Genomic DNA, 25150 nt, shown 5'->3' with positions numbered 1-25150 from the left:
GTAAGCGTCACTCCGCAACGGCCCGAAATGCTCGCACGTTCCTCGGTATCGCGCCACCGGGGATTGTTCGCATCAGAGCGAAAGGGTGCACCGCCACTCCGCAAGGGTGGTGCGACGCCGGAATCGGCGCCGCATGATGCATTCAATCGAATACCAAATCGTTCGCCGGGGCAGTCGCCCACGGGGAGGAGGAGATGACATGCAATACGAAACGCTCGCCTGGGAGGCTCAAGGGGAGATTGCGCGGATCACGTTGAACCGGCCCGACGAACTGAACGCGGTGAATGCGGCGATGTTGAACGAGCTCGGCGACGCACTCGGCCGGGTTCGGGATGACGACCGCTTGCGCGTACTGATCCTGACGGGGGCGGGGCGAGCATTCTGCGCGGGTGCCGACCTGAAGGCGCTGCTCGGCGCGGTCGAACCGGTGGCGGGCGAGCCGGACTTTGCCGATCGGACACTGTCGGTGCTCACGTTGCTACGTACGATGCCGAAGCCGGTGATCGCCGCGCTGAACGGGCTGACGGTCGCGGGCGGGCTCGAGCTGGCGATGTGCTGCGACATGATGATTGCGGCGGAAAGTGCGAAGATCGGCGATGGGCATGCCAACTATTGCGTGTTCCCAGGTGGCGGCGGCGCCGTTGAGCTGCCGCGACGGATCGGGCTGGCGCGAGCGAAGCAGCTGCTGTTCACGGGCGACCTGGTCGATGCGCGCATGCTGCTCGACTGGGGGCTGCTGAACGACGTGGTGGCGGATCACGCGTTGATCGACACGGCAATGTCGCTCGCCGCGCGCATGGCAGAGAAAAGCAGTCTCGTGCTGCGGCGCATGAAGGAGGTCGCCGGCCGGTCGGTCGACCTGCCGATCGCGGCGGCACTGCGCGACGAGCTGCTGACGTGCCAGCAGCACACGCGTTCGCACGATTTCCGCGAGGGCATCGCGGCCTATTGCGAACGGCGCAAACCGCGGTTCACTGGCCGGTAACGGTAGCAACGCATGGGTAGCAACGGGCGCACGCAGTCGTGGTGCCCGGCAAAGATCGAAAAACGATGGAGACACGGATGAAAGTCGATTTCTCGAGATGGTCGCTCGACGCGGCGGCTCGATTCGCAAAGCGGGAGGCGCTCGTCAACGTCGAGCGCGATCGGCGATACACGCATATGGAGCTGCACCGCCTGACGAACCGGATCGCGACGATGATCAAGTCGCGCCTCGGTCTGGCGACCGGCGATTTCTACCTGACGATTCTCGACAACGACAACATGAGCCTGCTGACGTTCGGCACGCTCGCGAAGTCGGATGTCAGGGCCGGCTGGTGTAACTTCCGCGACACGTTCGACGAACATGTCTGGCAGATCGACTGGATCGAGCCGAAGGTCGTCTTCATCGAGAACGCCTTGCTGCCCCGGTATCACGGGCCGTTGCGTGAGCGCGGCATCCGCATCGTGTGCATGGACCCGCTCGATGCACCGCTGGACGGCGTCGCCTGCTTCTGGGATCTGCTCGACGGCGTGCCAGACGACGAACCGCATATCGAGATCGATCTCGACGAGCCGATCCTGTACCGCTTCACGGGCGGCACGACCGGCCGCGGGAAGTGCTGCATGTACAGCATGCGGAACTGGCTGGCTCTCCACCGCTATTTCTACGCGATGCCGGACGACATGTTCGGCGGCGATGCGCGCCATCTGAGCATTACACCGCTCAGCCACGGATCGGCGGCGTATGCGTTGACGCTCGCGTTCAAGGGCGGCTGTCATGTGACGATGAACACGGCGGATCTCAAGAAGTTTTGCGCGAACATCGAGACCGAGCGGATCACGTCGTCGCACCTCGTTCCGACGATCCTGTACCGCTTTCTCGAATTCGACCTGCATGCGGAGTACGACCTGTCGACGCTGCATACGATCCTCTATTCGGCCGCGCCGATGAGCCCGGCGAAGCTGGCCTTGCTGCAGCAAAAGTTCGGCAACATCTTCATCCAGGCCTACGGAAGCAGCGAAGCGCTGGCACCGGTGGCGATCCTCAGCAAGGCCGATCACCTGTGCGAATCCGAGGCGGAGCTGAAACGGCTCAACTCGACGGGGATCGCGCTGCCCGAGACGGAAATCATCGTCGTGGACGAAAGCGGGCACGAGGTGCCGGCAGGCACGACCGGCGAGCTGTGGATCCGCGGGCCGGGCGTCATCCAGGGTTACTACAAGAACCCGGAGCAGACCGCCGCCGAGTTCCAGGACGGCTTCTGGAAATCGGGCGATCTCGGCTATATCGACGAGAACCGCTACCTCTACATCGTCGATCGCAAGAAGGACATGATCATCAGCGGCGGCTTCAACGTCTATGCGATCGAAGTCGAATCGGTGCTGAACGCGCACCCGGACGTGCTGATGTCGGTCGCCATCGGCGTTCCGCACGAGCAGTGGGGCGAGTCCGTGCATGCGGAAGTGGTGCTGAAGGAGGGAAGAACGGTCGGCGCGGACGAGATCGTGGCTTTTTGTCGGGAGCGGCTCGGCTACAAGGCCCCGAAGACGATTGCGATCGTCGCGTCGCTGCCGCTGACCGTGATCGGGAAGGTGCTGCGTCGCAGCGTGCGCGAGAAGTATTGGAGCGCGCATGAACGAAAGGTCAACTGAGCGTGGAGTCCAGTCGATGAATCTGTCAAACCGCGTCGCCATCGTGTCGATGGCGCAATTCAACTACAGCGAGAAGCGCGCCTACTCGCCGGAGGAACTGGCGTACCAGGCGATCCGTCCGGTTCTGCAGGAAACCGGGTTGCGCTTCACGCCCGCCTACGAGAAAGGCGGGATCGACGCGAGTCTCATCTGTCACGAGCATTCGCGAATCGCGCGGCCGTTTTCGGCTTCGCTGGTCGTCGACGTCGCCGGCGCGAACCTGCGGCCGGACGAGAAGGTGGATCAGGACGGCGCGGTCGGCGTGCTGGAGGCGATGTGGCAGATCGCGTCCGGCGAATTCGACACCGTGCTGGTCGTCGCGGTCGGTCAGGATTCGACTGCCGCCGGCGCCGGCAACGCGATCGAGAACAAGGTGTTCGACCCGTTCTTCATGCGGCCGCTCGGTCTGGACAACGTGCAGGCGGCAGCGCTGCAGGCGAACCGGTACGCGCACCGCTACGGCCTGACGCCCGAGCACTTCGCCGCGATCTCGGTGAAGAACCTGGGCAACGCGATCCACCACCCGCTGGCGCTCCGGTCGGGTCATTACTCGACCGCCGATGTGCTCGCGTCGAGGCGGCTCGCCGATCCGATCACCGCGTTGCAGACGCGCCCGTTCGGCGACAGCGCGATCGTGATGCTGCTCGCGAGCGAGCAGCGTGCGAAGCAGTTGACCGACAAGCCGGTCTGGATCAAGGGCGCTGCCAACTGCTGCGACGGCTACTTTTTGGGTGACCGTGATCTTTCGGAATGCGAAGTACTAAAAATGGCATCCGAAAAGGCTTATCGCATGGCCGGTATCGCGGATCCGCGCAGCGAAATCGACCTGATCGAGCTGACGGACGAGTTTTCGTACCAGGAGCTGATGACCTACGAAGGGCTCGGACTGTGCGAGGCCGGCGACGGCATCCGCTGGCTCGATTCCGGCGCGAGTCGCAGTAACGGCCGGCAACCGGTGAATCTGTCGGGCGGCGCACTGGCCGGCTGTTCACACACGACGATCGGGATGGGCCGGATCGCCGAGATTTTCCTGCAACTGCGAGGCGAGGCCGGCGACCGACAGGTCGACAAGGCGCGCACCGGTCTCGCGCAACTGGCTTCGGGCCCGGCCGGGCAATTCCAGCAGGTGATGGTCCTGGGCACGACCCCGTGACGTCCGAACGGTAGCAACAGGGAGGAAACAATGAATCGCAGAGTGGCAATCGTCGGCTTCGGGCAGACGGAAATGACGGCGCGCAGCCCGTTCACGAAGGTCGAACTGGCGAATCAGGCCGTCCGTCGCGCGCTGGCCGATGCGCAGATCACGATGAAGGACGTCGAGGAGGTCGTGCTGGCCGACATCGACTGGGTGTCGGGTACCGCCGAATCGGAAATGGAGCTGGCCGACTGGGTCGGGCACTACCGCAAGCCGGTGGTCAAGATCGAAACCGGCGGAACGGTCGGCGGATCGGCCGCATTGTCGGCGGTGCATCACGTGGCCGCCGGCGCATGCGACGTCGCGCTCGTGTCGGCCACGGCGAAGTTCGTCGGGCCGCCGTCCACGGTGATGCCGCGCGGCCCGTTCCTGCAGGCGGCCATCAATTCCGGCCTGCACACGCTGACCGAGAAGTGGTGCGCCGTCGGTGCGGTGGGCGCGTTCGCGCTGATGGCGAGTTCGTACGTGGACCTGTCCGGATGCACGGAAGAAGCAGTGGCGATCGCGCGGGTCAAGGCCGCCAACAACGCGATGAAGAATCCGTACGCGCACCTGCGGGATCCGCTGACGGTCGACGACGTGCTGCGCTCGCCGATGCTGACGTCGCCGATGCGTCACCTGCACATGTGTCCGATCACCGAAGGGTCGGCGGCGCTGATCTTCGCGAGCGAGGAGGTCGCGATGAAGATCACCGACAAGCCGGTCTGGGTCCAGGACATGGTGACGATTCACTCGGCGCAGCACTGGGCCGCGCTGCAGGACTTCATCGCACCGAAGGAGCGCTGCGTGTTGCCGAGTCTCGCCAAGGCCTGCGAGGTGCTTTACAAGCGCAACGGGATCACCGAGCCGGCGAAGCAGCTCGACGTGATCGAGATGTACGAGCCGTGCACCTGGGCCGAACTGGTCTGGATGGAGACGATGGGCCTGTGCGAGCCGAACCAGGCATGGCGGATGGTCCAGAGCGGTGCGACCGAGATCGGCGGCACCTTGCCGATCAACCCGTCGGGCGGCGTCACGTGCACGAACCCGGGGGTGCCGTCCACGCTGATCCGCTACGGCGAACTGGCGTTGCAGCTGCGCGGCGACGCTGGCGCGCACCAGGTGCCGAACGATCCGCGGGTCGGCCTGGCGACGGGATTCGGCGGGACCGGCTGGACCCCGTTGATGCTGCTTTCGAAGGACAAGTAGGGAGATCGCAATGACCATCGAATATGACGAATCGCGGCCGGTCGAGCCGACCCGCCTGAAGACGGCCTTTTACCTGGACTATCCGGTCGGGCTCTTCAACGGGCGCTTTACGCGGGAAATGCGCGACCACGGGCGCCTGGTCGGCATCGTATGCCGCCACTGCGGCTTCAGCATGCTGCCGCCGCAGGCGGTGTGTACGGTTTGCCACGGCGAGAACATCGACGATCCGCAGTGGGTGGAGATGGGGCCGGAGGCGACGGTGGCCGGGTTCATGGCCTTCAACATGCCGTTCATCGACACGAGCGATCTGTCCGTGCAAAAGAGCGCCTACCCGGTCGCGCAACTGATGATCGACTCGCCCGGACGAACGGCCGGATTCCTGTGGCACTTCATCAGCGAAACCAACCTGGAGCGCATTCACCGGGGCATGCGCGTGCGCGCGGTGTTTCGCCCGCCCGAGGAACGGCAGGGACGGATGTCGGACATCCTTTATTGGGAGCCGGTCGAAACCGCCGGCGATGCAGGCCGAACGACCGAAGGAGCATGACATGTATCCGGAAGAACTGGAGCGGGCCGAGCCCGCAGTGCTGCGGCAGCCGATGCTGTATTCGGACATTCTGTTCGAGCCGGGCAAGGTGAATAGCCGCTTCTTCGGCGTGCTGCGCGATCATCGAAAGATCTGCGCGACGCGTTGCGCGGCCTGCGATCGCGTCTACGTTCCGCCGCGCGCGAGCTGCAACCAGTGCTTCGGCGAGCTCGACGAATGGGTCGTGGTCGGCAATGCCGGCACGCTGGAGAGCTACACCGTGGTGCACGAGCCGGGCATGCTTCAACCGGTCGCACGGCCTTACGTGCTGGGCATGATCCGGCTCGACGGCGCCGATACGGCGCTGGTCCACTACCTCGGCGAAATCGACCCGGCCGATGTCCGGATCGGCATGCGTGTCACGGCCGTGTTCGGCGAGCAGCGTGCAGGCAACATCTGGGACATCCATTACTTCCGGCCGGACGACGCGCGAAAGGACTGACACCACGCATCCGACGTGCGGGCGGTCGCTTCGTGTCGCATGCGGAGCGGCGCCACTCTTCCGGAGGGGTGCCCGAGCGTCGCGAACGGTTCACATTGAAGACAAGCAGAAGCCGGCGGCATCCGACCGATCCGGTCTTGGGAGACAACTGATGGCGATCATCGATTTCTTCGATCGCGGGTGGCGGATCAATCCGGATGCCGCCGCGTATCTGATGGATGACGAAGTATTTACGTTCGAGGCGGTCGGCACGCTGTCGTGCCGGATCGCCAACGGGCTGCTCGACGCGGGCATCCGCCGCGAGACGGTCGGTGCGGTATGGGCGACGAATCATCCGGTTGCGTGGACCTGCACGCTGGGCATGTGGCGCGCCGGGATGGCGTGGATGCCGGTGAATCCGCGCGCGTCGCTGGACGAAAGCCGGATGCTGCTGGACGGATTCGATTGCGAGGTGCTGTTCTTCCAGAAAGCGTTTGCGGCGGCGGTCGCCGAGGTAAGGGCAGCATTGCCGAAGATCCGCCTGACCGTCTGCATCGACGGCGTGGTGGAAGGTGCGCAGACACTCGAACAGTGGTGCGAAGGCCGGTCGTCGCGTCCACCCGAGATCGACTACGACCTGGACGACACGATCGCCGTGATGCCGACCGGCGGCACGACGGGCTTGCCGAAAGGGGTGATGAACACGCATCGCAGCTTCCAGACGTTCTGTGCGCAGTTCATGGTCGCGTGCAGCTATCGATCGGACGAGCGGATCGTCAATCTCGCCGCCGCGCCGATGACGCACACCGCCGGCGTGCTGTCGCTGCCGTGTACCGCGCGGGGCGGCACCGTCGTCGTGTTGACCAAACCGGATCCCGACGCGCTGCTCGACGCGATCGGCCGGCATCGCGTGACGGAGTTCTTCCTGCCGCCGACCGTGATCTACCGGTTGCTGGACCTGCCCGATGTCGAGTATCGGGACTACGCGTCGCTGAAGTACTTCATTTGCGGGGCTGCGCCGATGTCGGTCGAGAAACTGAAGCGGGCGATCTCGATCTTCGGGCCCGTGATGATGGAAGCATACGGGCAGACGGAGGCACCGGGCTCGATCGCGATCAAGCGCCCCGAGGAGAACCTGCTCGACGGCAAGGCAGCCGGCGACGAGCGGCTTTCGTCCTGCGGCCGTCCGGCCGTGCTGACGCGTGTCGCGATCATGAACGAGCGCAACGAGCCGCTGGACGCCGGCGAAACCGGCGAGATCTGCGTGCGCGGCGATCTCGTGATGAAGGGCTATTACAAGAACCCGGAAAAGACCGAGGAGGCCATCGTCGACGGCTGGCTGCACACCGGCGACGTCGGCCATCTCGATGCATACGGCTACCTGCGCATCACCGATCGCAAGAAGGACGTCGTTATTACGGGCGGGTTCAACGTCTATCCGAGCGAGGTCGAGCAGGTGATCTGGGCGCATCCGGCGGTCCAGGACTGCGCGGTCATCGGCGTGCCGCACGACGAGTGGGGCGAGGCGGTGAAGGCGGTGGTCGAGCTGAACCCGGGCATGGCAGTGGGTGAGGACGAGCTCATCGCACTCTGCAAGGAACGGCTGGGGAGCGTGAAGACGCCGAAGTCGGTGGAGTTCGTCGACTCGCTGCCGCGCAGCCCGAACGGCAAGGTGTTGAAGAAGGACCTGCGTGCGCGCTACTGGACCGACTGCGGTCGCACGATCTGAATACGGAATGACTATGTCGAATCAATTGGTGATCGCTGGGGTGGGGATGGTGCCGTTCGTGCGGCCCGGGACGTGCGAACCGTATGACGTGATGGCGGAGCGCGCGGTGCGCAAGGCGCTCGATTACGCGAAGATCGACTACGGGCTGATCGACCAGGCGTTTGCGAGCTTCGTCTACGGCGATTCGTGCTCGGGCGAGCGTGCGCTCTATCGCGCGGGCATGACCGGCATACCGATCACGAACGTCAACAACAACTGCGCATCGGGATCGTCCGCACTTTATCTTGCCCGCCAGGCCGTGCTGTCGGGTGCGGCGGAGTGTGCGCTCGCGGTCGGCTTCGAGGAAATGCCGCCGGGTGCGCTCGGGCGCGTGTTTCCGAAGCACGCCGATCCGCTCGAACGCCATCGCGCCAGCGTCGTGGAAGCGATGGGGTTCGGGGCCGAGGCGGACGAGATCGCGCCGGCGTTGCTGATGTTCGGCTCGCAACTGATGTGGGCGGCGAACGAACTCGGTATTTCGGACGACGTGTTCGCCCGGATTGCAGTCAAGGCCCGTACGCATGCGAAGCACAACCCGTATGCGATCTTCCGTGAGCCGATGACCGTCGAGGACGTGCTGTCCGCGCCCACCGTCTGGGGGCGCTTGCGCAAGCTCTACGCATGTGCGCCGAGCTGCGGCGCGGCGGCGGTGATCGTGTGCAGCCCGGCGTTCGCGAAGCGTCACGGCCTGCGGTCGGACGTCGTGATCCTGGCGCACGAAATGCAGAGCGATATCGCGTCCGATCTCGATCCCCCCAACGTGCCGGATGCGTTGAGCCGCGCGGCCACCCGGCGCACTGCGAACTGCGCATATTGGCGTGCGGGCGTGGATCCGAAAGACATCGACGTGGCGGAGCTGCACGACTGCTTCGTCAGCAACGAACTGATCTCGTACGCGAGCCTCGGCTTCTGCGAGGAATCGGATCTCGAGCGCTTCGTACTCGACGGACGGAACACGTATGGCGGGCAGGTCGTCGTTTGCCCGTCGGGCGGGCTGCTGTCGAAGGGGCATCCGCTGGGCGCGACCGGCCTTGCGCAGATCGTCGAGCTGACGCACCAGTTGCGGGGCGAAGCGGGCGTGCGGCAGGTCGAAGGCGCGCGTACCGCGCTCCAGCATAACGGCGGCCTGGGCAGTGCGGTGTCCGTCGCGATCCTGCAGCGCAAAGACTAGGAAAACGGAGTTCAAGGCCATCATGACGACCACCTTTGATTTCACCGGCCAGCATGTCGCCGTCTTCGGCGGAACGACGGGTATCAACTTCGGTATTGCGAGCGCGTTCGCCGATCGCGGGGCACGCGTGACCATCGTGAGCCGCAAGCAGGAGAACGTGGACGGCGCACTCGCCGTCCTGCGGGAGCGGGGCGCGGTAGCGCAGGGCATGACCGCCGACGTGCGCGATTTCGACGCGGTGGGCCAGACGTTCGCGGCCGCCTGCAAGACATTCGGCCCAGTGGACGTGCTCGTGTCCGGCGCGGCAGGAAACTTTCTCGCGGAAGCGAACCAGCTTTCGTCGAACGGCTTCAAGGTGGTCGTGGATATCGACCTGAACGGCACGTTTCACGTGATGCGGCAAGCGTTTGCCTATCTGTCGAAGCCGGGTGCGTCGGTGATCAACATCACCGCGCCGCAGGCCGTGATCCCGATGCGCTATCAGTCGCACGTCTGCGCGGCCAAGGCGGGGGTCGATCAACTCACCCGCGTGCTGGCGATCGAATGGGGCGGAGCCGGCGTTCGCGTCAACGCAATTTCTCCCGGGCCGATCGCCGGTACCGAAGGCATGCGTCGCCTAGCGCCGGAAGGGCATGAAGAGGAAGGGTCGTTCGTGCAGCAACGCGTGCCGCTCGGGCGGCTGGGCACCGCCGATGACATCGCGAATCTGGCGATGTTCCTCGGGTCGTCCGCGGCGTCGTACATTTCCGGCGCGATCGTTCCGTGCGACGGCGGCGGTGCGATCGACAGCGTCAAGCCGATGATCGAGACGGCCGGCGCGAACCTGAACGCGACCTGACCCGCACGTGTAGATCGAAGTTCATTTCTTCTTTATTAAAAATAGGATGTCTAACGAATAGGAGGCAATCAGGGAAGGGGGCTGGGTAGCAGGAAGGAAACGCAGTGCAATGCGATTCGCCGTTCGAGCGAAGACCGTACCAAAAATATTGGAGACATCAGGATGTGGAAAATTCATGGCGCAGGCATCGCCGCGGGAATTTGCGCGATGTCGTTGGGTGTGGCGAGCGGCAGTGCCTGTGCACAGTCGGCGGGTAGTTTCTCCGTGTCTACGGGCTGGACGCACGCGGTGATCAACGGATCGGCTGATCCTTTGACGCTGGTGAGTGTCGGGGGGAAGACCGTGAACCAGACGGAGACGGGAACCGGCGGACACGCGAACGATGCGAATACGCTCGGGGTCATGCTCGAGTACTACGTGACCGATCACATCGGCGTCGCGCTGCAGGGCGGCTATCCGATCTATCTGGACTTCGAGGGCAGCGGTGCCTTCGCCAAATACGGCGTCATCGCCCATGCGAAGCCGGGCGTGCCGCAGCTCAACGTGCGTTACCACTTCTTCGAGGCGCAGAGCAAGTTCCGGCCGTTCGTCGGCATCGGCGTGAACTATACGTGGATCTACAACGGTGCGATCACCAACAGCGCGTTCCTGCACGACTCCGTGGGGCCGGGCGGTTCGGCGACGGTCTCCGGCTCGTCGTCGTGGAACCCGGTGTTCGAGATCGGCGGCAACTACAAGCTCTCGAAGCATTGGTCGATCACCGGCTCGCTGGCGTACATGCCGTTGAAGACGACGCTCACGCTGACCGGCACGACCGCCGCGGGCGTCACACTGGTGAGCAAGGCGAAGGTCGGGCTCAATCCCCTCATCTCGTTTGTCGGCGTGACCTATACGTTCTGATCGCAACGACTGGACCCGAGACGGGATGCAATTGGAGGACGGATCATGAATGACGCAATTTTCTATGAGCGGAAGGGGGCCATCGGCTCCATCGTCTTGAACCGGCCGAAACAAGGCAATGCGATCGACCGCGACGCGACGCTTGCGCTGGTCGACAGCATTGATCAGGCGCTCGGCGACCCGGATGCACGCGTCATCGTGGTCCGCTCCTCGTCGAGTACGTTCTGCGTCGGAGGCAGCATCCGTTACTTCGCCGAACTCGGGTCGTCGCTTGCCGACGCGCTCGACGATGTACTGACGATATTGCATCCGGCAATGCACCGGCTGGCGATGTCCGACGTTCCAGTCGTCAGTTCGGTGTGCGGTGCGATCGGCGGTGGCGGAATCGGTCTCGCGCTGTGCGCCGATTTCGTGATCGCGGCCGACTCGATGCGGCTCGGCGGAGGTTACGCGGCGATCGGGCTGACGCCTGATGCCGGGACATCCTGGTTCCTGACGCGCCGGATCGGTGCGATGCGGGCCAAGCAGATCCTGATGACGAACGTGACAGTGCCTGCGAAGCAGTGTTTCGAATGGGGCCTGGTCAACGAAGTCGTGCCGGACGCCGAACTCGCTGCGCGGACCGACGCGTTCGCGCAGCAGCTATCGCAGATGTCGCCGCTATCGCTGGCGCGCATCAAGCAGCTCGTCGATGGTGCGTTCGACTGCTCGCTGCAGTCGCAGCTCGATCTCGAGCATCGCTACATGGTCGAGGCGGCCGGCAGCCGCGATGCCGCTGCCGGCATCGCGGCTTTCATCGTTCGGGCCCGCACACGGCGGGCTTGATCCACGGGGGCGTCTGCAAGTGGCAGGAGACGGACGCGACCCGAATTACAGGAGAAGTGACATGAAATATGCAGCGTTGCGGTTTTTGTTGCTTGCAGGGGTGACGATGTTGGCGGTGGCGGCGATGCCGGCCGCGTTTGCTCAGTCGACACAGCCGGCGCCGGGGCTCTTGTACCAGAATCATTGCAGTCCCGGCATTTTCGATAGCGTAAGTGACGATGCAAAGACGAAATATCCGATCGTTCTGGTGACGGGCGCGACAGGTACCGCGCCGAATTTCCTGTTGCCGGGCTACCGGTATTGGTACGGCATTCCGGAGGCACTGTGCAGGGCCGGAGCGACGGTCTACGTCGCATCCCTGCCGGCGGTCGATACCGACTATGTGCGCGGGCCGATCCTGGTCGACCAGATCAAGGCGCTGATGGCCGTGCTCGGCGTCGACAAGGTCAACCTGATCGCGCACAGCCAGGGCGGCATCACGGCGCGCTACGCGGCAGCGACGATTGCGCCGAACATCGCGTCGGTGACGACGATCGGCACGCCGCACAAAGGGATGGGCCTGGCCGACCTGCTGCTGGCGAACCCTGCGTCGAAGGCTCTGGCTGTCGCGGGCTTCACGGCCGCCGGGCTGGTCGGCGATGCGGTGAACGGCAGCGATGGCGCCGTGCGTGCCTCCGCGCTGCTGAGCGAGGCGTCCCGCGCCGGCATCGCGCAGTTCAACGCGCAGTATCCGAGCGCCGGCCTGAGTACCGCGCAATGCGTGGGAGCGAACGACGATACCGGTGTCCGGCAGGTCGTGGACACCCGGACGGCGCCTGACGGCACGACGATCCAGCAGATGCTGTATTCGTGGACGGGTGACGCGCCGATACCGCCGTTTTCTCACGATCTGGTAGGCAGCACGTTGATGGGTGTGCTTCAGCCGATGGTGCTGGCCGCGCAGGACGGTGCGAACGACGGCGTGATCGGCGTATGCAGTGCGCGCTTCGGGCAGGTGCTGGGCACATACCACTGGAACCATCTGACGGAAATCAATCAACTGGCCGGACTGGTGCCGCCGTTCGAACCGAATCCGGTGCGGGTCATCGTGAATCACGCGAATCGTCTCAAGAACCTCGGGATGTAACGGCGGAGCGTTTCGATCATGACGAAGGCAATCGGTACGGCGCGGCCCCGTACGCGAACCGCAAAGCTGGGTATCGGTGTCCTGCTGGCCGGTATCGCGGCGGGCGCTGTCTGGCTCGCGCAGCCGCAGTCCGGGAAGGGTGACGCCGGCCATGCGGCGGCGCCGGGAATACGGCCGGACACGCGCGGTGCTTCGTCCTTCACGGCGCCGGCGTCGGTTTCCGCGCCGCTGCTGCCCGGTGTGACGGTGCCGGATGGGCTGCGGGCCGATCGCGACGGGCATCTCGTGAAGGACGGTCGGGTGCGGGACGTATTCGACTACTACCTGTCCGCCGGAGATACGCGAACCCATGCACAGATCGACGCGGCGGTTCGCGCACGGATCGCGGCGATGCTGCACGCGCCGGCGGGCAGCGAGGCGATCGATTTGTGGACACGCTATCTCGGCTATCTCGGCGCATTGAAGCACGACATGCAGACGGCCGGACTGGCGGATGGCGCGGCGCCGGCGGGGATGTCGGCAGCCGATATCGAGCGTATCGGCCGGGTCCTGACGGCGCGTGCGGCGCTCCAGCGCCAATGGCTGCCCGACGTCGCGCTGACCTGGTTCGGTCAGGCGGATCAGGACGATCGGCGCCAGCTCCAGGCGCTGCGCGTGGTCGCGGACCGTTCGCTGTCCGACAGCGAACGATCCGCAAGACTTGCCGCGCTCGATGCTGACGATCCGGTTGCGCGTGCTGCGCGGGAGGCCGGTGCGAGCGTCCAGGCACTGAGTATCGCGATGGCGAGAACGCGCGACGCGCAAGCGTCGCCCGGCGCGGCTTCGGAAGCGCTTGCCCGATAGCGCAATTGGTGCAGGTCGCACGGACTGCGCTTGGGTGCGGAAGATGAATGACAGAACACGGCGGTCAAGCGCCGGGAGGAGGCCGTTGTGAGTACTGAAGTGGTTGTCGACCCCAGACGCAGGACCCTGTTGAAAGTCGGCGTGGCGGCGAGTGTGCTCGCGGGATTGGCGGGCGTCGGCGTCAGTCTGACCGACCGTGAGCGATCGGCGTGGCCGGCTGCCGGCTATCGCTTCCTGACGCGTGCCGACGTCGAGCTGTTTTCCGCGGTGATGCCGGTCGTGCTGGCCGGCGCGGCGTTATCCGCCGCGAGGCTCGACGAAGTGCTGCGCGAACTCGACGCGTTGTTATGGCGCGCGGCGCCGCCTGCGCAGCGCGATCTCCGGAAGCTGTTGCACTTGCTCGAATTCGCCCCGTCGCGCTGGGCGCTTGCGGGGCTCGCCAGGTCGTGGCGAGATGCGGGCGCCGACGAGATCGCACGCTTCCTCGACCGCTGGCGCGGCAGCTCGTTCGGCTTGTTGAATGGCGGATACCGCGCGTTGGTGAAACTGTGCGCGACGCCGTATTACGGAACCGAGGACGGATATCGGACAGCAGGATATCCGGGACCGTGGGCGCCGATGTACCGGGCAATCAACAGTTGAGGGGCGCAGCGCGATGGCGATAGACGACATTTATACGCACGGCATGGCCGGCGGATGGCGGGTCGACGATGCATCGGCATTCCGCGAGCATCGTACGTTCGAGGCCGACGTGGCGATCGTCGGCACGGGTGCGGGCGGCGGCACGGCCGCGGAGATCCTGAGTGCCGCCGGGCTGAACGTGCTGATGCTCGAGGAAGGGGCGTTGCGCACGAGCGCGAGTTTCAAGGACATGCAGGAACTCCGTGCCTATCGCGAGCTGTACCAGGAGGGCGGCGCGCGCGCCAGCTCCGACGGTGCGATCGCGATCCTGCAGGGGCGCACCGTAGGCGGCAGCACGGTGGTGAATTTCACGTCGAGCTTCCGGACGCCGCCGCAGACACTCGCGCATTGGGCCGCGGAATACGGCATCAAGGGCGCCGGCGAAGCCGAGATGGCGCCCTGGTTCGCGGCGATGGAGGCGCGCCTCGGTGTCGCGCGCTGGGCGGCGGAGCCGAACGCGAACAATGCGGCGCTTCGGCGCGCCTGCGAGCGTCTCGGATGGGAGTGGCACGTGATTCCGAGGAATGTGCGCGGCTGCTGGAACAGCGGGTACTGCGGCCTCGGGTGTCCCGTCAACGCGAAGCAGTCGATGCTCGTGACGACCGTGCCGGCTGCGCTGAAAAACGGCGCCCGGCTGATTCACCATGTGCGCGTCGAGCGTGTCACGTTCGACAACGGCCGCATTGCCGGGCTCGTCGGGCGGGCGCTGGATGCGCAGTGCATCGAACCAACCGGCATCACGGTCGAGGTGCGCGCGAAGCATTACATCCTGGCGGGCGGCGCGCTCAACACGCCGGCGCTGCTGTTGCGTTCCAACGCGCCCGATCCTCATGCGCGCATCGGCAAGCGCACGACGATCCATCCGATCACGCTGTCGATGGCGCGGATGCCCGACAAGATCGACGGTTATTACGGGGCGCCTCAGTCGATCGCGTCCGACGAATTCCAGTGGCAGCACGAGGATCCGTCGCGCTCGAGCTACAAGATCGAGGTGGCGCCGGTGTTTCCGGCGCTTGCGTCGGGCATGATGCGCTTCCAGGAACGTGCGTTGACGCAGGACATGGCAGAACTGCCGTACATGCAGTGCATGGGCGTCATGTTGCGGGACGGCTTCCACGACGAATCGCAGGGCGGTGTCGTGCGCATTTCGGACGACGGTTTTCCGGTGCTGGACTACGACGTCACGGACTATCAATGGCGCGGCATCCGGCACGCGATGCTGAGCCTCACCGACGCGCAATTCGCGGCAGGAGCCGAGCGCGTGATGCCGGTGCATATGGATTCGACCTGGTATCCATCTGCACAAAGCGCGCGACAGGCGATCGCGGGATTGTCCATGAAGAAGTTCAGGACGCCGCTGTTCACCGCGCATCTGATGGGTGGGTGCGCGATGGGCGAGGATCCGAAGCGGGCGGTCGTCGACAGCGAGGGGCGATTTCATGGCGTCGGCAACCTGTCGGTGTTCGACGGTTCGGTGTTCCCGACCAGCATCGGCAACAATCCGCAATTGTCGATCTATGCGATGACCGCGAAGAATGCAACGGCGCTGGCGAAATCGCTCGGCGGAAAGCCTGTCGAACCGGGTGCTGGCGCGAACTGAAGGTAGAGGCGACATGGTCGAACTGGAAGTCAACTGCGAACGGCGGCGCATCGATTGCGATCCCGACACGCCGCTGCTGTGGGTGCTGCGCGATCACCTGAACCTGACCGGCACGAAATTCGGCTGCGGGATCGGCGCCTGCGGCGCGTGCACGGTGCATGTCGACGGCGACGCGATGCGCACCTGTATCCTGCCGGCCGCCGCGGCGAACGGCCGGACGGTGACGACGATCGAACATCTTGGCGCACGCGGCCTGCATCCGCTGCAGCGCGCGTGGATCGAGAAGCAGGTGCCGCAGTGCGGCTACTGCCAGTCCGGCATGTTGATGGCGGCGGCACTGCTCCGACGCCATCCCGATCCCACCGACGACCAGATCGCGGAAGCGATGACGAACCTTTGCCGATGCGGGACCTACGGGCGGGTGCGCGACGCGATCCGGCTGGCTGCCCGCAGCGAACGGAATCCGTCGGAATGAGCGGGCGTGGATCGAGGAGCAGGTGCCACAGTGCGGCTACTGCCAGTCCGGCATGTTGATGGCTGCGTCACTGCTCCGACGCCGTCCCGATCCCACCGACGACCAGATCGCGGAAGCGGTGACGACCCTTTGCCGATGCGGGACCTACGGGCGGGTGCGCGACGCGATCCGGCTGGCTGCCCGCAGCGAACGGAATACGTCGGAATGAGCGCCACCGAAACGCACGACAACGCGCCGGCGCCGAAGCGTGGGCGCCGCCGTTTCCTGCTGGGCGCGCTCGGCGTCACCGGCGGCCTCGTCGTCGGCTGGGGCTGCCTGCCGCCGCGCAGCCGGCTGGGCGATCCCACGAATTTTCCCGGCGGCGACGGGACGATTGCGCTGAACGGCTGGGTGAAGCTGTCGCACGACGGCACGGTGACGGTCGCGTTACCGCGCGTCGAAATGGGGCAAGGCATCCAGACCGCGTTCTCGATGCTGGTGGCGGAGGAACTCGGCGTGCCGCTGCAGGCGGTGCGCACGCAAAACGTTACGACGGAGCGGATCTACGGCAACGTCGCGGGGCTCGCCGACGGTCTGCTGCCCATTCACCCCGACGACGCCGACGCACCGTGGGCACGCACCGCGCGATGGCTGCTCGCGAAAACCGCGCGCGAGCTCGGGCTGATCATCACGGGCGCCAGCAGCAGCGTGGCCGATGCGTGGCAACCGCTGCGCGAGGCGGCCGCAAGCGCGAGGAGCATGCTGGTCGAAGCGGCCGGGCGGAACTGGCGCGTCGATCCTTCGGGGATCGCGATTCGCGACGGGGTTGTCGTAGGGCCGGGTACGCTGCGCCAGCCGATCGGCGATCTCGTTGGGTCGCGCACGCCGCTGCGTCCGCCCGAATCGGCCGTGCGGTTGAAGGACCCGGCGACGTACACGCTGCTCGGGCACGCGGCGCCGCGCGTGGACGTGCCGTCGAAAGTCGACGGATCGGCGAAGTTCGGACTGGACGTCCGGCCGCCTCGCCTGTGCTATGCGGCCGTCGCGTTGTGCCCGACGCTCGGCGGTACGCTGCGTTCGGTCGACGCCGCCGCAGTCATGGCGATGCCCGGAATCATCGCGGTTGCGCCATTCGACGGAGGTGCGGCGAACTTCGGCGGCAGTGCCGGCGTCGCGGTGATCGCCGAGCATTATTGGCAGGCGAGACGGGCGCTGGAACGCCTGCAGCCGGTGTGGAACGAGCAGGCCGACTCCTCGCTGGGCAGCGCCGACATCGACGCCCGCTTGTCCGCGGCGCTGAATGGCGACGCGAGCGGGTTCCGCTATCGCTCGCTCGGCGATGCGCAAGCCGTGCTTGCTGCTGCGTCGCCAGACTCGGTACTCGACGCAGTCTATACGGTGCCGTACCTCGCGCACGCGCCGATGGAGCCGATCAACTGCACGGCTCAGGTGCATGACGGCAAGGTCAGGCTGTGGGCACCGACCCAGACGGCGACGCTCGCGCGGATGGCGGCCGCTCGCGCCGCGAATGTCGACGCGAGCGCGGTCGAGATCGACGTGCCGCTGATCGGCGGCGGTTTCGGGCGGCGTCTCGAATCCGATTTCGTCGCGCAGGCAGTGCAGGTTGCCAGGCACGCGCAAGGGCGTCCGGTCCAGGTCATCTGGTCCCGCGAGGACGACATACGGCACGACTTCTATCGGCCGCGGATCCACGCGCGGCTTCGCGCGCACGTGGTCGACGGCCATTGCGATGCGATTGCGTCTCGCAGCGCCGGCCAGTCGATCATCGGGCAGGAACTCACGCGCATCCTCGGTTTCCCGGGCATCGGATTCGACCGCTGCGTGGCCGAGGGCCTGTTCGACATGCCGTACGAGATCGCGAACCAGCATGTCGAGCACGTCAACGTGGCGCTGCCGGTGCCCGTGGGGTTCTGGCGGAGCGTCGGCCATTCCTATAACGCGTTTTTCCTGGAGACCTTCGTCGACGAGATCGCGGCAAAGTCCGGGCGTGATCCGGTTGCGTTGCGGCGTGCGTGGCTTACGCGCCATCCGCGCTATCTGAAGGTGCTGGATACGGCGATGACCGCCGCCGGCCTGAAGCAGCCAGAATCGGCGGAAGGTAGCCGCGCATGGGGATGCGCGTTGCATGCATCGTTCGGATCGATCGTCGCGATGGCGGCGGACGTGTCAATCCGCGACGGCAGCGTGAACGTACACCGGATCGTGTGTGCGATCGATTGCGGATACGTGATCAACCCCGACATCGTGCGCCAGCAGGTCGAGGGCGGAATCGTGTTCGGGTTGAGTGCCGCGCTGCATGGCCGCGTGACGTTCGAGCGCGGACGCGTCGAGCAATCGAACTTCACCGATTACCGGATCCTGGAGATGCGGAACATGCCTCAAGTCGATATCAGTATCGTTCCCAGTGCGGCTGCGCCGAGCGGTGTGGGCGAGGTATCGGTGCCGCCGGTGGCGCCTGCGGTGGCCAATGCGATTTTCCGTATCACCAGGCGCCCGCAGCGGTCGCTGCCGCTCTCGGACGTACCGACCTGATCCGCTGCGTCGAACGGCGCGGCCTATGTGTTCTGTCCGACGGGCTGCTGCCCGGGTTGTGCAGGCACGATCTGCGCGAGCCGGATTGTCCCGGTGAGGCATTCCGCGCGAATCCGGAACGGCCAACGTTGCAGCGAAAGTCGTTGGCCGTATGAACCCGCTCAATCCTCGTACAGGTTCGGAAACTGCCCCGTCGTGCTGATCACGGTGGTCCGCGTTTCCAGGTACGGTTCAAGCGCGTCGATGCCGTTCTCACGCCCCCAGCCGCTGGCCTTGAAACCGCCGTAAGGCGTCGACCAGCGCAGGAACGAGTAGGTGTTGACCCAGACCATGCCGGCGTCGATGCGGTTCGATACGCGATGCGCCCGTCCGACGTCGCGCGTCCAGAGGCCCGCGGTCAGCCCGTAGGGCGTATCGTTCGCGATCGCAATGGCCTCGTCCTCGCCGTCGAACGGAATCAGCGAGGCAATCGGCCCGAAGATTTCCTCGCGGGCGATCCGCATCTGGTTGGTCACGCCTGCAAACACCGTCGGCTCGACGAAATAACCGGCGGCAAGCTCCGGCGTCGTGATCCGCCGGCCGCCGGCGACCAGCTCGGCGCCGTCCTGCTTGCCGGCTTCGACGTAGGACAGCGTCTTGGCCAACTGCACGTCATGCGACTGCGGGCCCATGTGATTCGAGTCGACCGACGGCATGCCGACGCGCACCGCTTTCGCGCGGGTTCGGAACGCTTCGACGACGCGGTCGTAGATCGGCCGCTCGACCAGCACGCGCGAGCCGAGTGCGCAGCTCTGGCCGGTGAGTCGCCAGGCCGACGCGGTGGCGGCGTTGATCGCGTTGTCGAGATCGGCATCCGCGAAGAGGATATGCGGCGCCTTGCCGCCGAGTTCGAACGTGAAGCGCTTCAGGTTGTCGGCGCCGTCGCGCACCATGTGCTTCGCCGTCTGGCTGGCGCCCGTGAACGAGATCTTGTTGACGTCGGGATGCTTGACCAGATGCGCGCCGGCGGTACGCCCGTAGCCGGGTACGACGTTGAACACGCCCGGCGGAAAGCCTGCTTCGTGAACCAGCCGTGCGAGTTCGAGCGCCGACACCGGGGTCTGCTCGGCGGGCTTCACGACGACGGTGCAACCAGCCGCGAGCGCCGCACCGACCTTGAGACAGGTGGCGAGCAGCGGCGCATTCCACGGAATGATCGCGCCCACGACGCCGATCGGGACGCGCGTCGTAAATGCATGGACGCTGTCGTCGATCGGGATGGTCGCGCCTTGCGCCTTGTCCGCGATCGACGCGAACCACTGGTACCACTGCACTTGTGCGGTGAGGCTCGCGCGATGTTCGCGGACGAGATTGCCGTTGTCGCGCGACTCGATGACCGCGAGCTCGGGGATCGCCGCGCTGAACAATTCCGCCAGGCGGCGCAGCAGTGCCGCGCGGACATGCCCGGGCGTGCTGCGCCACGTGCCGTGGAAGGCAGTGCGTGCCGCTTCCACCGCCCGATCGATGTCCTGGGGCCCGCCCATCGGCGCGATTGCCCAGGGCCGGCCGGTAGCCGGATCGATGCTCTCGGCCAGTTCGCCGTCGATCGGCTTGACCCACGCACCGTCGATGTACAGATGTTCATGGCGCCTGAGCGGCGCGTGATCTGTCGTGGCGAGCGATTCATTCAACATTCGATACTCCGGATGATTCGTACGTCGTTCGGGAACATCTGCTGCGTGGCATCGGCTCGAACGAAGACATCCGGTTCAGCCGCTGTCGCAGCGTCGATACGTTGCACCGCGGCTCGGCTCGATGCCGGTTCGCGTGTCGCGACCGGTGCCGAGCCCGCGGGGCGGTTGCGTGCTCAGATGGGCGTGTCGGCCACGCCGCCATCCGCGCGCAGCGCTGCACCGGTGGTGGCCGACGCGAGCGGAGAGCAGGTGTAGAGCACGAGGTTGGCCACTTCATCGACCGACTGGAAGCGTCGCGTGATCGAGGACGGGCGCAGCGCGTTGACCAGCTCCGCGCCTTGCTCCTCGATGGTCTTGCCGGTGCGACGGATCTCCGCTTCCAGGAAGGTCTGGACGCCTTCGCTCAACGTCGGCCCCGGCAGCACCGCGTTCACCGTGACGCCCGTGCCGGCCATGCGCTTCGCGAGGCCGCGCGAGATGCCGAGCAGCGCGGTCTTGGTCATCGTGTAGTGCAGCATGTCGGGCGGCGTGCTGATCCCGCACTCGGAACTGATGAACACGACGCGGCCCCAGTCGCGTTTGCCCATCGCCGGCAGGTAGGCGCGCGACAGGCGGATGCCGGACATCAGGTTGACGTCGAAATACCGTTGCCAGGTGGCGTCCGGAATGTCGAAGAAATCGGCGGTTTCGAAAATGGCCGCGTTGTTGACGAGGATGTCGCAGTCGGGCACTTGCGTGACGAGCCTGTCGCAGCCGGCAGCAGTCGACAGATCGGCGGCCGCGCCGCGCACCTTCGCACCGGGAATCTCGGCCTTGATGGCCGCGACGGCCGTTGCTATCCGTTGCTCGTCGATGTCGTTCACGACCACGTCGGCACCGCATGCCGCGAACTGCTTCGCAATGGCGCGGCCGATGCCCTGGGCTGCGCCGGTCACGACGGCAACCTTGCCGGTCAACGTTATCTGCATGATGTCTCCTGGGGTTTTTTATTGCGTTGGCGCTGACGCGAAACACGCGACGGACGTGATGAATTCGCCCGGTTCCGGCGATCGTTCGTTCCGAATGTCGTGTCTGAATGCGTCGAACGCGGATCTCGGTCCGGTCTCGATCGGGAACCCGTCGACTGGATTCCGGGGCGGCTGTCGCTTCGCCGGACAATTGCGCCGCATGGCATCGTAAGTGACGGATGCCGAACCCGGCATGCGGCTGCGTCCGCTTTTATTGCTAGATCGTACAAATCGGCATCGCGTACGGTTGGCACATGAATGCCGGCGTCCGGATCGCGCGATCGAGTGCGCCCTCCATCGCGCACGTCGCGTTGCCGGATCGACGCGGTCAAGTTTTCAAAGTACGGAATGCTCGCGCCGCTCGAATTGACTTTGCCGCGACGCACGAATCATCCTGACAACGCGCAGTTCGCTGCATATCCGGCGCGGGATTTCACGCCGCCGGCCACAATACATTTGCGTGGCGCGCCACCCGCATTCATTCGCGCATCGGGCAACGCACTCGAGCCGCGGCGTGAATCGACCGGCACGTCACGGCAGGAGACAGGCAATGAAGTTCGAGAGCGGCGCCGTTGCGTCGGCACGCGTATCAACCGACGTCACCGCAACGATCGCCGCCCATGTCGCGCACGTTGCGAACGGGCACCTGACCGACGCCGACACGGAAGCGTTGCGCCGGCTGTTCCTCGACAATTTCATCGTGTCGCAATGGGGTGTGACCCGGCCGTGGACCGGCCAGATCGCGGAATGGACGCGCCGCTTTGCGAACACCGGCGCGAGCCCCGTGCCGGGTTGCGAATGGACGGCGGAAGCCTCCATTGCAGCATTGGTGCATGGCACGGCATCGCACAGCTACGAACTCGACGATACGCATAACGCCACGCTGAGCCATCCGGGCGCGGCCGTCATTCCCGCGGCACTCGCGGTGGCGGCGGACATCGACGCGTCGCAGGCACAGTTGTTCCGTGCTGTGGCAGCGGGCTACGAGGCGATGGCGCTGGTCGGCGTCGCGGCGGGCGGCCTCGAGACCGTGCATCGCGGCTTCCATCCTACGGCGATCTTCGGTGCATTCGGCGCCGCCACCGCGTGTGCGGCGCTATATGCCTTTCAACGCGGCGAGCCGGTGACCGATGAGTCGCTGATTCGCGCATGGGGCCACGCGTTGTCGCAGGCCAGCGGATCGATGCAGTTTTCCGCGGAAGCATCCGGCGGCGAGGTGAAGCGGGTTCATGCGGGTTTTGCGGCCCGTAACGGCGTACTGGCCGCGGCGTTCGCGCAGATGGATGCCGTCACGGCGCCGCGGCTCGCGGTCGAAGGCGTCTACGGGTTGGCCGCGCTGTTCGGGGGCCCGCTGCAAGCGGTCGCGCCGTCGGCGCAGTTGCAGATCCATGAGATCAGTTTCAAGCCGTACGCGTGTTGCCGCCTGTTCCATTCGACCATCGACGCGCTTGGCGAATTGACCGACAACTTCAGCGTACCGACCGCCGGCCTTCGCGAGATCGTCATCAGCGGCCCGCAACTGATCGCCGATCAGCACATGCTCGCGCGGCCGACGTCGACGATGGCCGCGCAATACAGCTGCCCGTACATCGTGGGTGCGACGCTCGCTTACGGCCCGTATCGCTACGACGTCTACGACGACGCGTTTCTCGACGATCCGCAGATCCGGCGAATCGCGGGACTCGTGCGCTTCGAACTCAGCGAAGCGCTGACGCAGTACTACCCGACGCGATTCGCCACCGGCGCGGCGATTCGTTTCGAGGACGGCGCGGCACGCTCGTCGATCGTGATCGACAGCGTCGGCACACCCGCACGGCCGCTGACCGTCGCGCAGATCCTCGCGAAGGGCGATGGCCTGGCGTCGCGGGCCCCGGCATCGGCGGCCACCGGCACGCAACTGGCCGCGCTGCTGTGGGACGACGCCCAGGGCAGTCGCGCGCTGGCGCACGCATTCGCCCGGGCGTCGCACGAGGCGGGCCGGCAATGGAGGCAATCATGAGCATCGAGTCGACTACCCCATCGACGCCGGGCGTGACCCGCGAGCCGCTCCATGCGAGGCACATCGCGTTCGAGGCGTTCCGGCGCAGCGATGGCCTCTTCGAAGTCGAAGGGCAGGTCACGGATCGCAAGCCGAACGACTTCACTCCGCCGAGCGGCCTGCGCGTGGTGCGGGCGAACGAGCCGATCCACGATATCGGCTTGCGGGTCGTATTCGATCTCGACATGATCGTGCGAGCGGTCAGCACGTTCATTCGCGCGTATCCGTACCGCGAGTGTCCGGGCGGCGGCGAATCGCTGCAGGCGCTCGTCGGGTTGCGGATCGGTGCGGGCTGGAGCGGCGAAGTACGCAAGCGCCTGCCGCCCGGCGACACGTGCACGCATCTGCGGGAACTCCTGATGCCGCTCGCGACGGCGGCCATTCAGGCCGTCAATCCGTTGCGCTCGCAAGCGTTGCTGGATGCGACCGATGCCAGCGGCAAGCCGCTCAAGATCGACAGTTGCCATGCGTACGGTGCGTCGCGGGAGCTCGTGATGCAACGCTGGCCGGCATTTCACCGGCCGGTGCGGGATTGAAACCGTCGTGCGATGGATGGGCTGACTCGATGCAGCGGACAGCATTCCCCATGGACCCGCTATCGGACATTCTTTCCCTGCTGAAGCCCGGCAGCCAGTTCCACGCCGGGCTCGATGCCGCCGGCGCGTGGTCGTTCGCGTTTCCCGAATACGAGGGCATCAAGTTCGCCGCCGTGCTGCAAGGCGGCTGCTGGGCGATCATCGACGGCGTGGAGGCGCCCATCCGCTTCGAGAAAGGGGATTGCTTCCTGCTGAACCGCGGGCGCCGGATCGTGTTGTCCACCGACCTCGCACTCGAACCGCAAGACTCGACCGCCGTGATGGAGGCGGTCGCGCGCGAAGGCATCGCCGTTCATAACGGCGGGGGCGAAGTCCTGCTGATCAGCGGGTTCTTCGGGTTTTCCGACCGGTATGCCGCGATGCCGTTCGACGCACTGCCGCCGCTCATCAGTACGCCCCGGATGTCCAGCCAGGCGGAGGTGCTGCGCTGGTCGCTCGACCAGCTGACGTCCGAGCTGCGCGATCCGCAACCTGGTGGCGCACTGGTGTCGAATCACCTGATGCACCTGATGCTCGTGCAGGTGCTGCGGCTTCACCTGATGACGTCGCCTGCCGGCGCGGCGGACGGATGGTTCATGGCGCTGTCCGACCGGCGCATCGGTGCGGCCATCGGCGCGATTCACTCGAATCCGGCACACCACTGGACACTGGAGGAACTGGCGCGCGTCGCCGGGCTGTCGCGGACGATCTTCGCGCAGCGCTTCAAGGATCTGGTGGGCGCCACGACGATCCATTACCTCACGCGCTGGCGCATGCTGACGGCGGCGAATCGGCTGCGCAGCGGCGACGACACCATTGCGTCGATTGCGTTCTCCCTCGGCTACGAATCGGAGAGCGCCTTTTGCACGGCATTCAAGCGAACGATGTGCTGTTCGCCGACGCAATATCGCCGGCAGCCATAGGGCGCGGATGCGGCGATGTATGGCCGTCGAAGGCGCGACGGCACGCGTCACGACGGATTCTGCCGGCGCCATTCCCCCCTCAATCTGTCACGCGGCGCGCAGTGCGCAGGCC

The 25150-nt window shown here is 65.8% G+C and carries 22 protein-coding genes and 1 pseudogene; 21 read left to right on the top strand and 2 right to left on the bottom strand.

What is annotated here, in order from left to right; genetic code table 11:
• Positions 1-85: 85 nt before the first annotated feature.
• The 18 genes and pseudogenes from G3N93_RS00505 to G3N93_RS00420 all read left to right on the top strand — a co-directional run bounded on the left by G3N93_RS00505 (position 86) and on the right by G3N93_RS00420 (position 18822).
• Entirely contained in the window at positions 86-985 is a 900-nt protein-coding gene (locus tag G3N93_RS00505; RefSeq protein WP_254603176.1) for an enoyl-CoA hydratase/isomerase family protein, read from the top strand.
• 77 nt (positions 986-1062) lie between these two features.
• Complete coding sequence (locus G3N93_RS00500) at positions 1063-2634, top strand: class I adenylate-forming enzyme family protein (protein ID WP_206132030.1); 1572 nt, start codon at positions 1063-1065, stop codon at positions 2632-2634.
• Between the two features lie 16 nt (positions 2635-2650).
• A complete protein-coding gene (locus G3N93_RS00495; RefSeq protein ID WP_174983463.1) occupies positions 2651-3826 on the top strand; it encodes a thiolase family protein in 1176 nt (391 codons plus the stop codon).
• A gap of 30 nt (positions 3827-3856) precedes the next feature.
• Complete coding sequence (locus tag G3N93_RS00490) at positions 3857-5056, top strand: acetyl-CoA acetyltransferase (protein ID WP_174938030.1); 1200 nt, start codon at positions 3857-3859, stop codon at positions 5054-5056.
• Between the two features lie 10 nt (positions 5057-5066).
• The gene (locus G3N93_RS00485) at positions 5067-5603 is read left to right on the top strand and encodes a Zn-ribbon domain-containing OB-fold protein (protein WP_174938032.1); all 537 of its coding nucleotides are present in this window, start codon (positions 5067-5069) and stop codon (positions 5601-5603) included.
• Position 5604: 1 nt separating this feature from the next.
• Positions 5605-6084, top strand: coding sequence for a Zn-ribbon domain-containing OB-fold protein (locus tag G3N93_RS00480; protein ID WP_174938035.1), 480 nt, complete (start codon positions 5605-5607; stop codon positions 6082-6084).
• A gap of 151 nt (positions 6085-6235) precedes the next feature.
• Positions 6236-7792, top strand: coding sequence for a class I adenylate-forming enzyme family protein (locus G3N93_RS00475; protein ID WP_206132029.1), 1557 nt, complete (start codon positions 6236-6238; stop codon positions 7790-7792).
• Positions 7793-7805: 13 nt separating this feature from the next.
• The gene (locus tag G3N93_RS00470) at positions 7806-9002 is read left to right on the top strand and encodes a lipid-transfer protein (protein ID WP_206132028.1); all 1197 of its coding nucleotides are present in this window, start codon (positions 7806-7808) and stop codon (positions 9000-9002) included.
• 22 nt (positions 9003-9024) lie between these two features.
• The gene (locus G3N93_RS00465) at positions 9025-9840 is read left to right on the top strand and encodes an SDR family oxidoreductase (RefSeq protein WP_206132047.1); all 816 of its coding nucleotides are present in this window, start codon (positions 9025-9027) and stop codon (positions 9838-9840) included.
• A gap of 162 nt (positions 9841-10002) precedes the next feature.
• A complete protein-coding gene (locus tag G3N93_RS00460; protein ID WP_174938041.1) occupies positions 10003-10740 on the top strand; it encodes an OmpW family protein in 738 nt (245 codons plus the stop codon).
• 45 nt (positions 10741-10785) lie between these two features.
• A complete protein-coding gene (locus G3N93_RS00455) occupies positions 10786-11565 on the top strand; it encodes an enoyl-CoA hydratase/isomerase family protein (protein ID WP_206132027.1) in 780 nt (259 codons plus the stop codon).
• Positions 11510-12691 (top strand): triacylglycerol lipase, encoded by a 1182-nt coding sequence (locus G3N93_RS00450; RefSeq protein ID WP_174938045.1) that lies wholly within the window; start codon positions 11510-11512, stop codon positions 12689-12691. The genes G3N93_RS00455 and G3N93_RS00450 overlap by 56 nt, the downstream gene beginning before the upstream one ends.
• Positions 12692-12709: 18 nt before the next feature.
• The gene (locus G3N93_RS00445; RefSeq protein WP_206132026.1) at positions 12710-13534 is read left to right on the top strand and encodes a lipase secretion chaperone; all 825 of its coding nucleotides are present in this window, start codon (positions 12710-12712) and stop codon (positions 13532-13534) included.
• A gap of 99 nt (positions 13535-13633) precedes the next feature.
• A complete protein-coding gene (locus tag G3N93_RS00440; protein WP_206132025.1) occupies positions 13634-14176 on the top strand; it encodes a hypothetical protein in 543 nt (180 codons plus the stop codon).
• A gap of 13 nt (positions 14177-14189) precedes the next feature.
• Positions 14190-15815, top strand: coding sequence for a GMC family oxidoreductase (locus G3N93_RS00435; protein ID WP_206132024.1), 1626 nt, complete (start codon positions 14190-14192; stop codon positions 15813-15815).
• A 13-nt stretch (positions 15816-15828) separates the two neighbouring features.
• Positions 15829-16290: a (2Fe-2S)-binding protein gene (locus tag G3N93_RS00430; RefSeq protein ID WP_206132023.1), complete on the top strand. Its 462-nt coding sequence runs from the start codon at positions 15829-15831 to the stop codon at positions 16288-16290.
• Positions 16283-16498 (top strand): annotated as a pseudogene (locus tag G3N93_RS00425) ((2Fe-2S)-binding protein); the annotation flags it as partial. The gene G3N93_RS00430 and the pseudogene G3N93_RS00425, both read left to right, overlap by 8 nt.
• A complete protein-coding gene (locus tag G3N93_RS00420) occupies positions 16495-18822 on the top strand; it encodes a molybdopterin cofactor-binding domain-containing protein (protein ID WP_206132022.1) in 2328 nt (775 codons plus the stop codon). The pseudogene G3N93_RS00425 and the gene G3N93_RS00420, both read left to right, overlap by 4 nt.
• A gap of 161 nt (positions 18823-18983) precedes the next feature.
• Here the strand turns inward: G3N93_RS00420 and G3N93_RS00415 are convergent, their stop codons facing one another.
• Both G3N93_RS00415 and G3N93_RS00410 read right to left on the bottom strand, forming a co-directional pair.
• On the bottom strand, positions 18984-20495 hold the full coding sequence (locus G3N93_RS00415) for an aldehyde dehydrogenase (RefSeq protein ID WP_206132021.1): 1512 nt from the start codon (positions 20493-20495) through the stop codon (positions 18984-18986).
• 173 nt (positions 20496-20668) lie between these two features.
• Positions 20669-21463 carry an SDR family NAD(P)-dependent oxidoreductase gene (locus tag G3N93_RS00410; protein ID WP_174932302.1) on the bottom strand — a complete coding sequence of 265 codons (795 nt, stop codon included), beginning with the start codon at positions 21461-21463 and terminating at the stop codon, positions 20669-20671.
• A gap of 589 nt (positions 21464-22052) precedes the next feature.
• Between G3N93_RS00410 and G3N93_RS00405 the strand changes: the two genes are divergently transcribed.
• From G3N93_RS00405 to G3N93_RS00395, 3 genes are read left to right on the top strand one after another with little or no spacing between them, the layout of a single operon-like run.
• Positions 22053-23501, top strand: coding sequence for an MmgE/PrpD family protein (locus tag G3N93_RS00405; RefSeq protein WP_206132020.1), 1449 nt, complete (start codon positions 22053-22055; stop codon positions 23499-23501).
• Positions 23498-24076 carry a DUF2889 domain-containing protein gene (locus tag G3N93_RS00400; RefSeq protein WP_241026330.1) on the top strand — a complete coding sequence of 193 codons (579 nt, stop codon included), beginning with the start codon at positions 23498-23500 and terminating at the stop codon, positions 24074-24076. Before G3N93_RS00405 ends, G3N93_RS00400 begins: the two co-directional genes overlap by 4 nt.
• 50 nt (positions 24077-24126) lie before the next feature.
• Positions 24127-25038 carry an AraC family transcriptional regulator gene (locus tag G3N93_RS00395; protein WP_174932308.1) on the top strand — a complete coding sequence of 304 codons (912 nt, stop codon included), beginning with the start codon at positions 24127-24129 and terminating at the stop codon, positions 25036-25038.
• The last annotated feature ends 112 nt before the right edge of the window (positions 25039-25150 follow it).

It is taken from the genome of Burkholderia sp. Se-20378 (genome assembly GCF_017104665.1).
GTDB lineage: Bacteria > Pseudomonadota > Gammaproteobacteria > Burkholderiales > Burkholderiaceae > Burkholderia > Burkholderia lata.
Note: the sequence above shows the minus strand (reverse complement) of the source record. Positions and strands in the feature narration are given on the sequence as shown.

Bases quoted from the DNA above. Each gene is read 5' to 3' on its own strand.
- G3N93_RS00435 (WP_206132024.1), top strand. From the start codon at position 14,190: ATGGCGATAGACGACATTTATACGCACGGCATGGCCGGCGGATGGCGG.
- G3N93_RS00470 (WP_206132028.1), top strand. From the start codon at position 7,806: ATGTCGAATCAATTGGTGATCGCTGGGGTGGGGATGGTGCCGTTCGTG.
- G3N93_RS00405 (WP_206132020.1), top strand. From the start codon at position 22,053: ATGAAGTTCGAGAGCGGCGCCGTTGCGTCGGCACGCGTATCAACCGAC.
- G3N93_RS00500 (WP_206132030.1), top strand. From the start codon at position 1,063: ATGAAAGTCGATTTCTCGAGATGGTCGCTCGACGCGGCGGCTCGATTC.
- G3N93_RS00480 (WP_174938035.1), top strand. From the start codon at position 5,605: ATGTATCCGGAAGAACTGGAGCGGGCCGAGCCCGCAGTGCTGCGGCAG.
- G3N93_RS00450 (WP_174938045.1), top strand. From the start codon at position 11,510: ATGCCGCTGCCGGCATCGCGGCTTTCATCGTTCGGGCCCGCACACGGC.
- G3N93_RS00485 (WP_174938032.1), top strand. From the start codon at position 5,067: ATGACCATCGAATATGACGAATCGCGGCCGGTCGAGCCGACCCGCCTG.
- G3N93_RS00445 (WP_206132026.1), top strand. From the start codon at position 12,710: ATGACGAAGGCAATCGGTACGGCGCGGCCCCGTACGCGAACCGCAAAG.
- G3N93_RS00465 (WP_206132047.1), top strand. From the start codon at position 9,025: ATGACGACCACCTTTGATTTCACCGGCCAGCATGTCGCCGTCTTCGGC.
- G3N93_RS00455 (WP_206132027.1), top strand. From the start codon at position 10,786: ATGAATGACGCAATTTTCTATGAGCGGAAGGGGGCCATCGGCTCCATC.
- G3N93_RS00475 (WP_206132029.1), top strand. From the start codon at position 6,236: ATGGCGATCATCGATTTCTTCGATCGCGGGTGGCGGATCAATCCGGAT.
- G3N93_RS00410 (WP_174932302.1), bottom strand. From the start codon at position 21,463: ATGCAGATAACGTTGACCGGCAAGGTTGCCGTCGTGACCGGCGCAGCC.
- G3N93_RS00430 (WP_206132023.1), top strand. From the start codon at position 15,829: ATGGTCGAACTGGAAGTCAACTGCGAACGGCGGCGCATCGATTGCGAT.
- G3N93_RS00395 (WP_174932308.1), top strand. From the start codon at position 24,127: ATGGACCCGCTATCGGACATTCTTTCCCTGCTGAAGCCCGGCAGCCAG.
- G3N93_RS00400 (WP_241026330.1), top strand. From the start codon at position 23,498: ATGAGCATCGAGTCGACTACCCCATCGACGCCGGGCGTGACCCGCGAG.
- G3N93_RS00490 (WP_174938030.1), top strand. From the start codon at position 3,857: ATGAATCGCAGAGTGGCAATCGTCGGCTTCGGGCAGACGGAAATGACG.
- G3N93_RS00415 (WP_206132021.1), bottom strand. From the start codon at position 20,495: ATGTTGAATGAATCGCTCGCCACGACAGATCACGCGCCGCTCAGGCGC.
- G3N93_RS00495 (WP_174983463.1), top strand. From the start codon at position 2,651: ATGAATCTGTCAAACCGCGTCGCCATCGTGTCGATGGCGCAATTCAAC.
- G3N93_RS00420 (WP_206132022.1), top strand. From the start codon at position 16,495: ATGAGCGCCACCGAAACGCACGACAACGCGCCGGCGCCGAAGCGTGGG.
- G3N93_RS00460 (WP_174938041.1), top strand. From the start codon at position 10,003: ATGTGGAAAATTCATGGCGCAGGCATCGCCGCGGGAATTTGCGCGATG.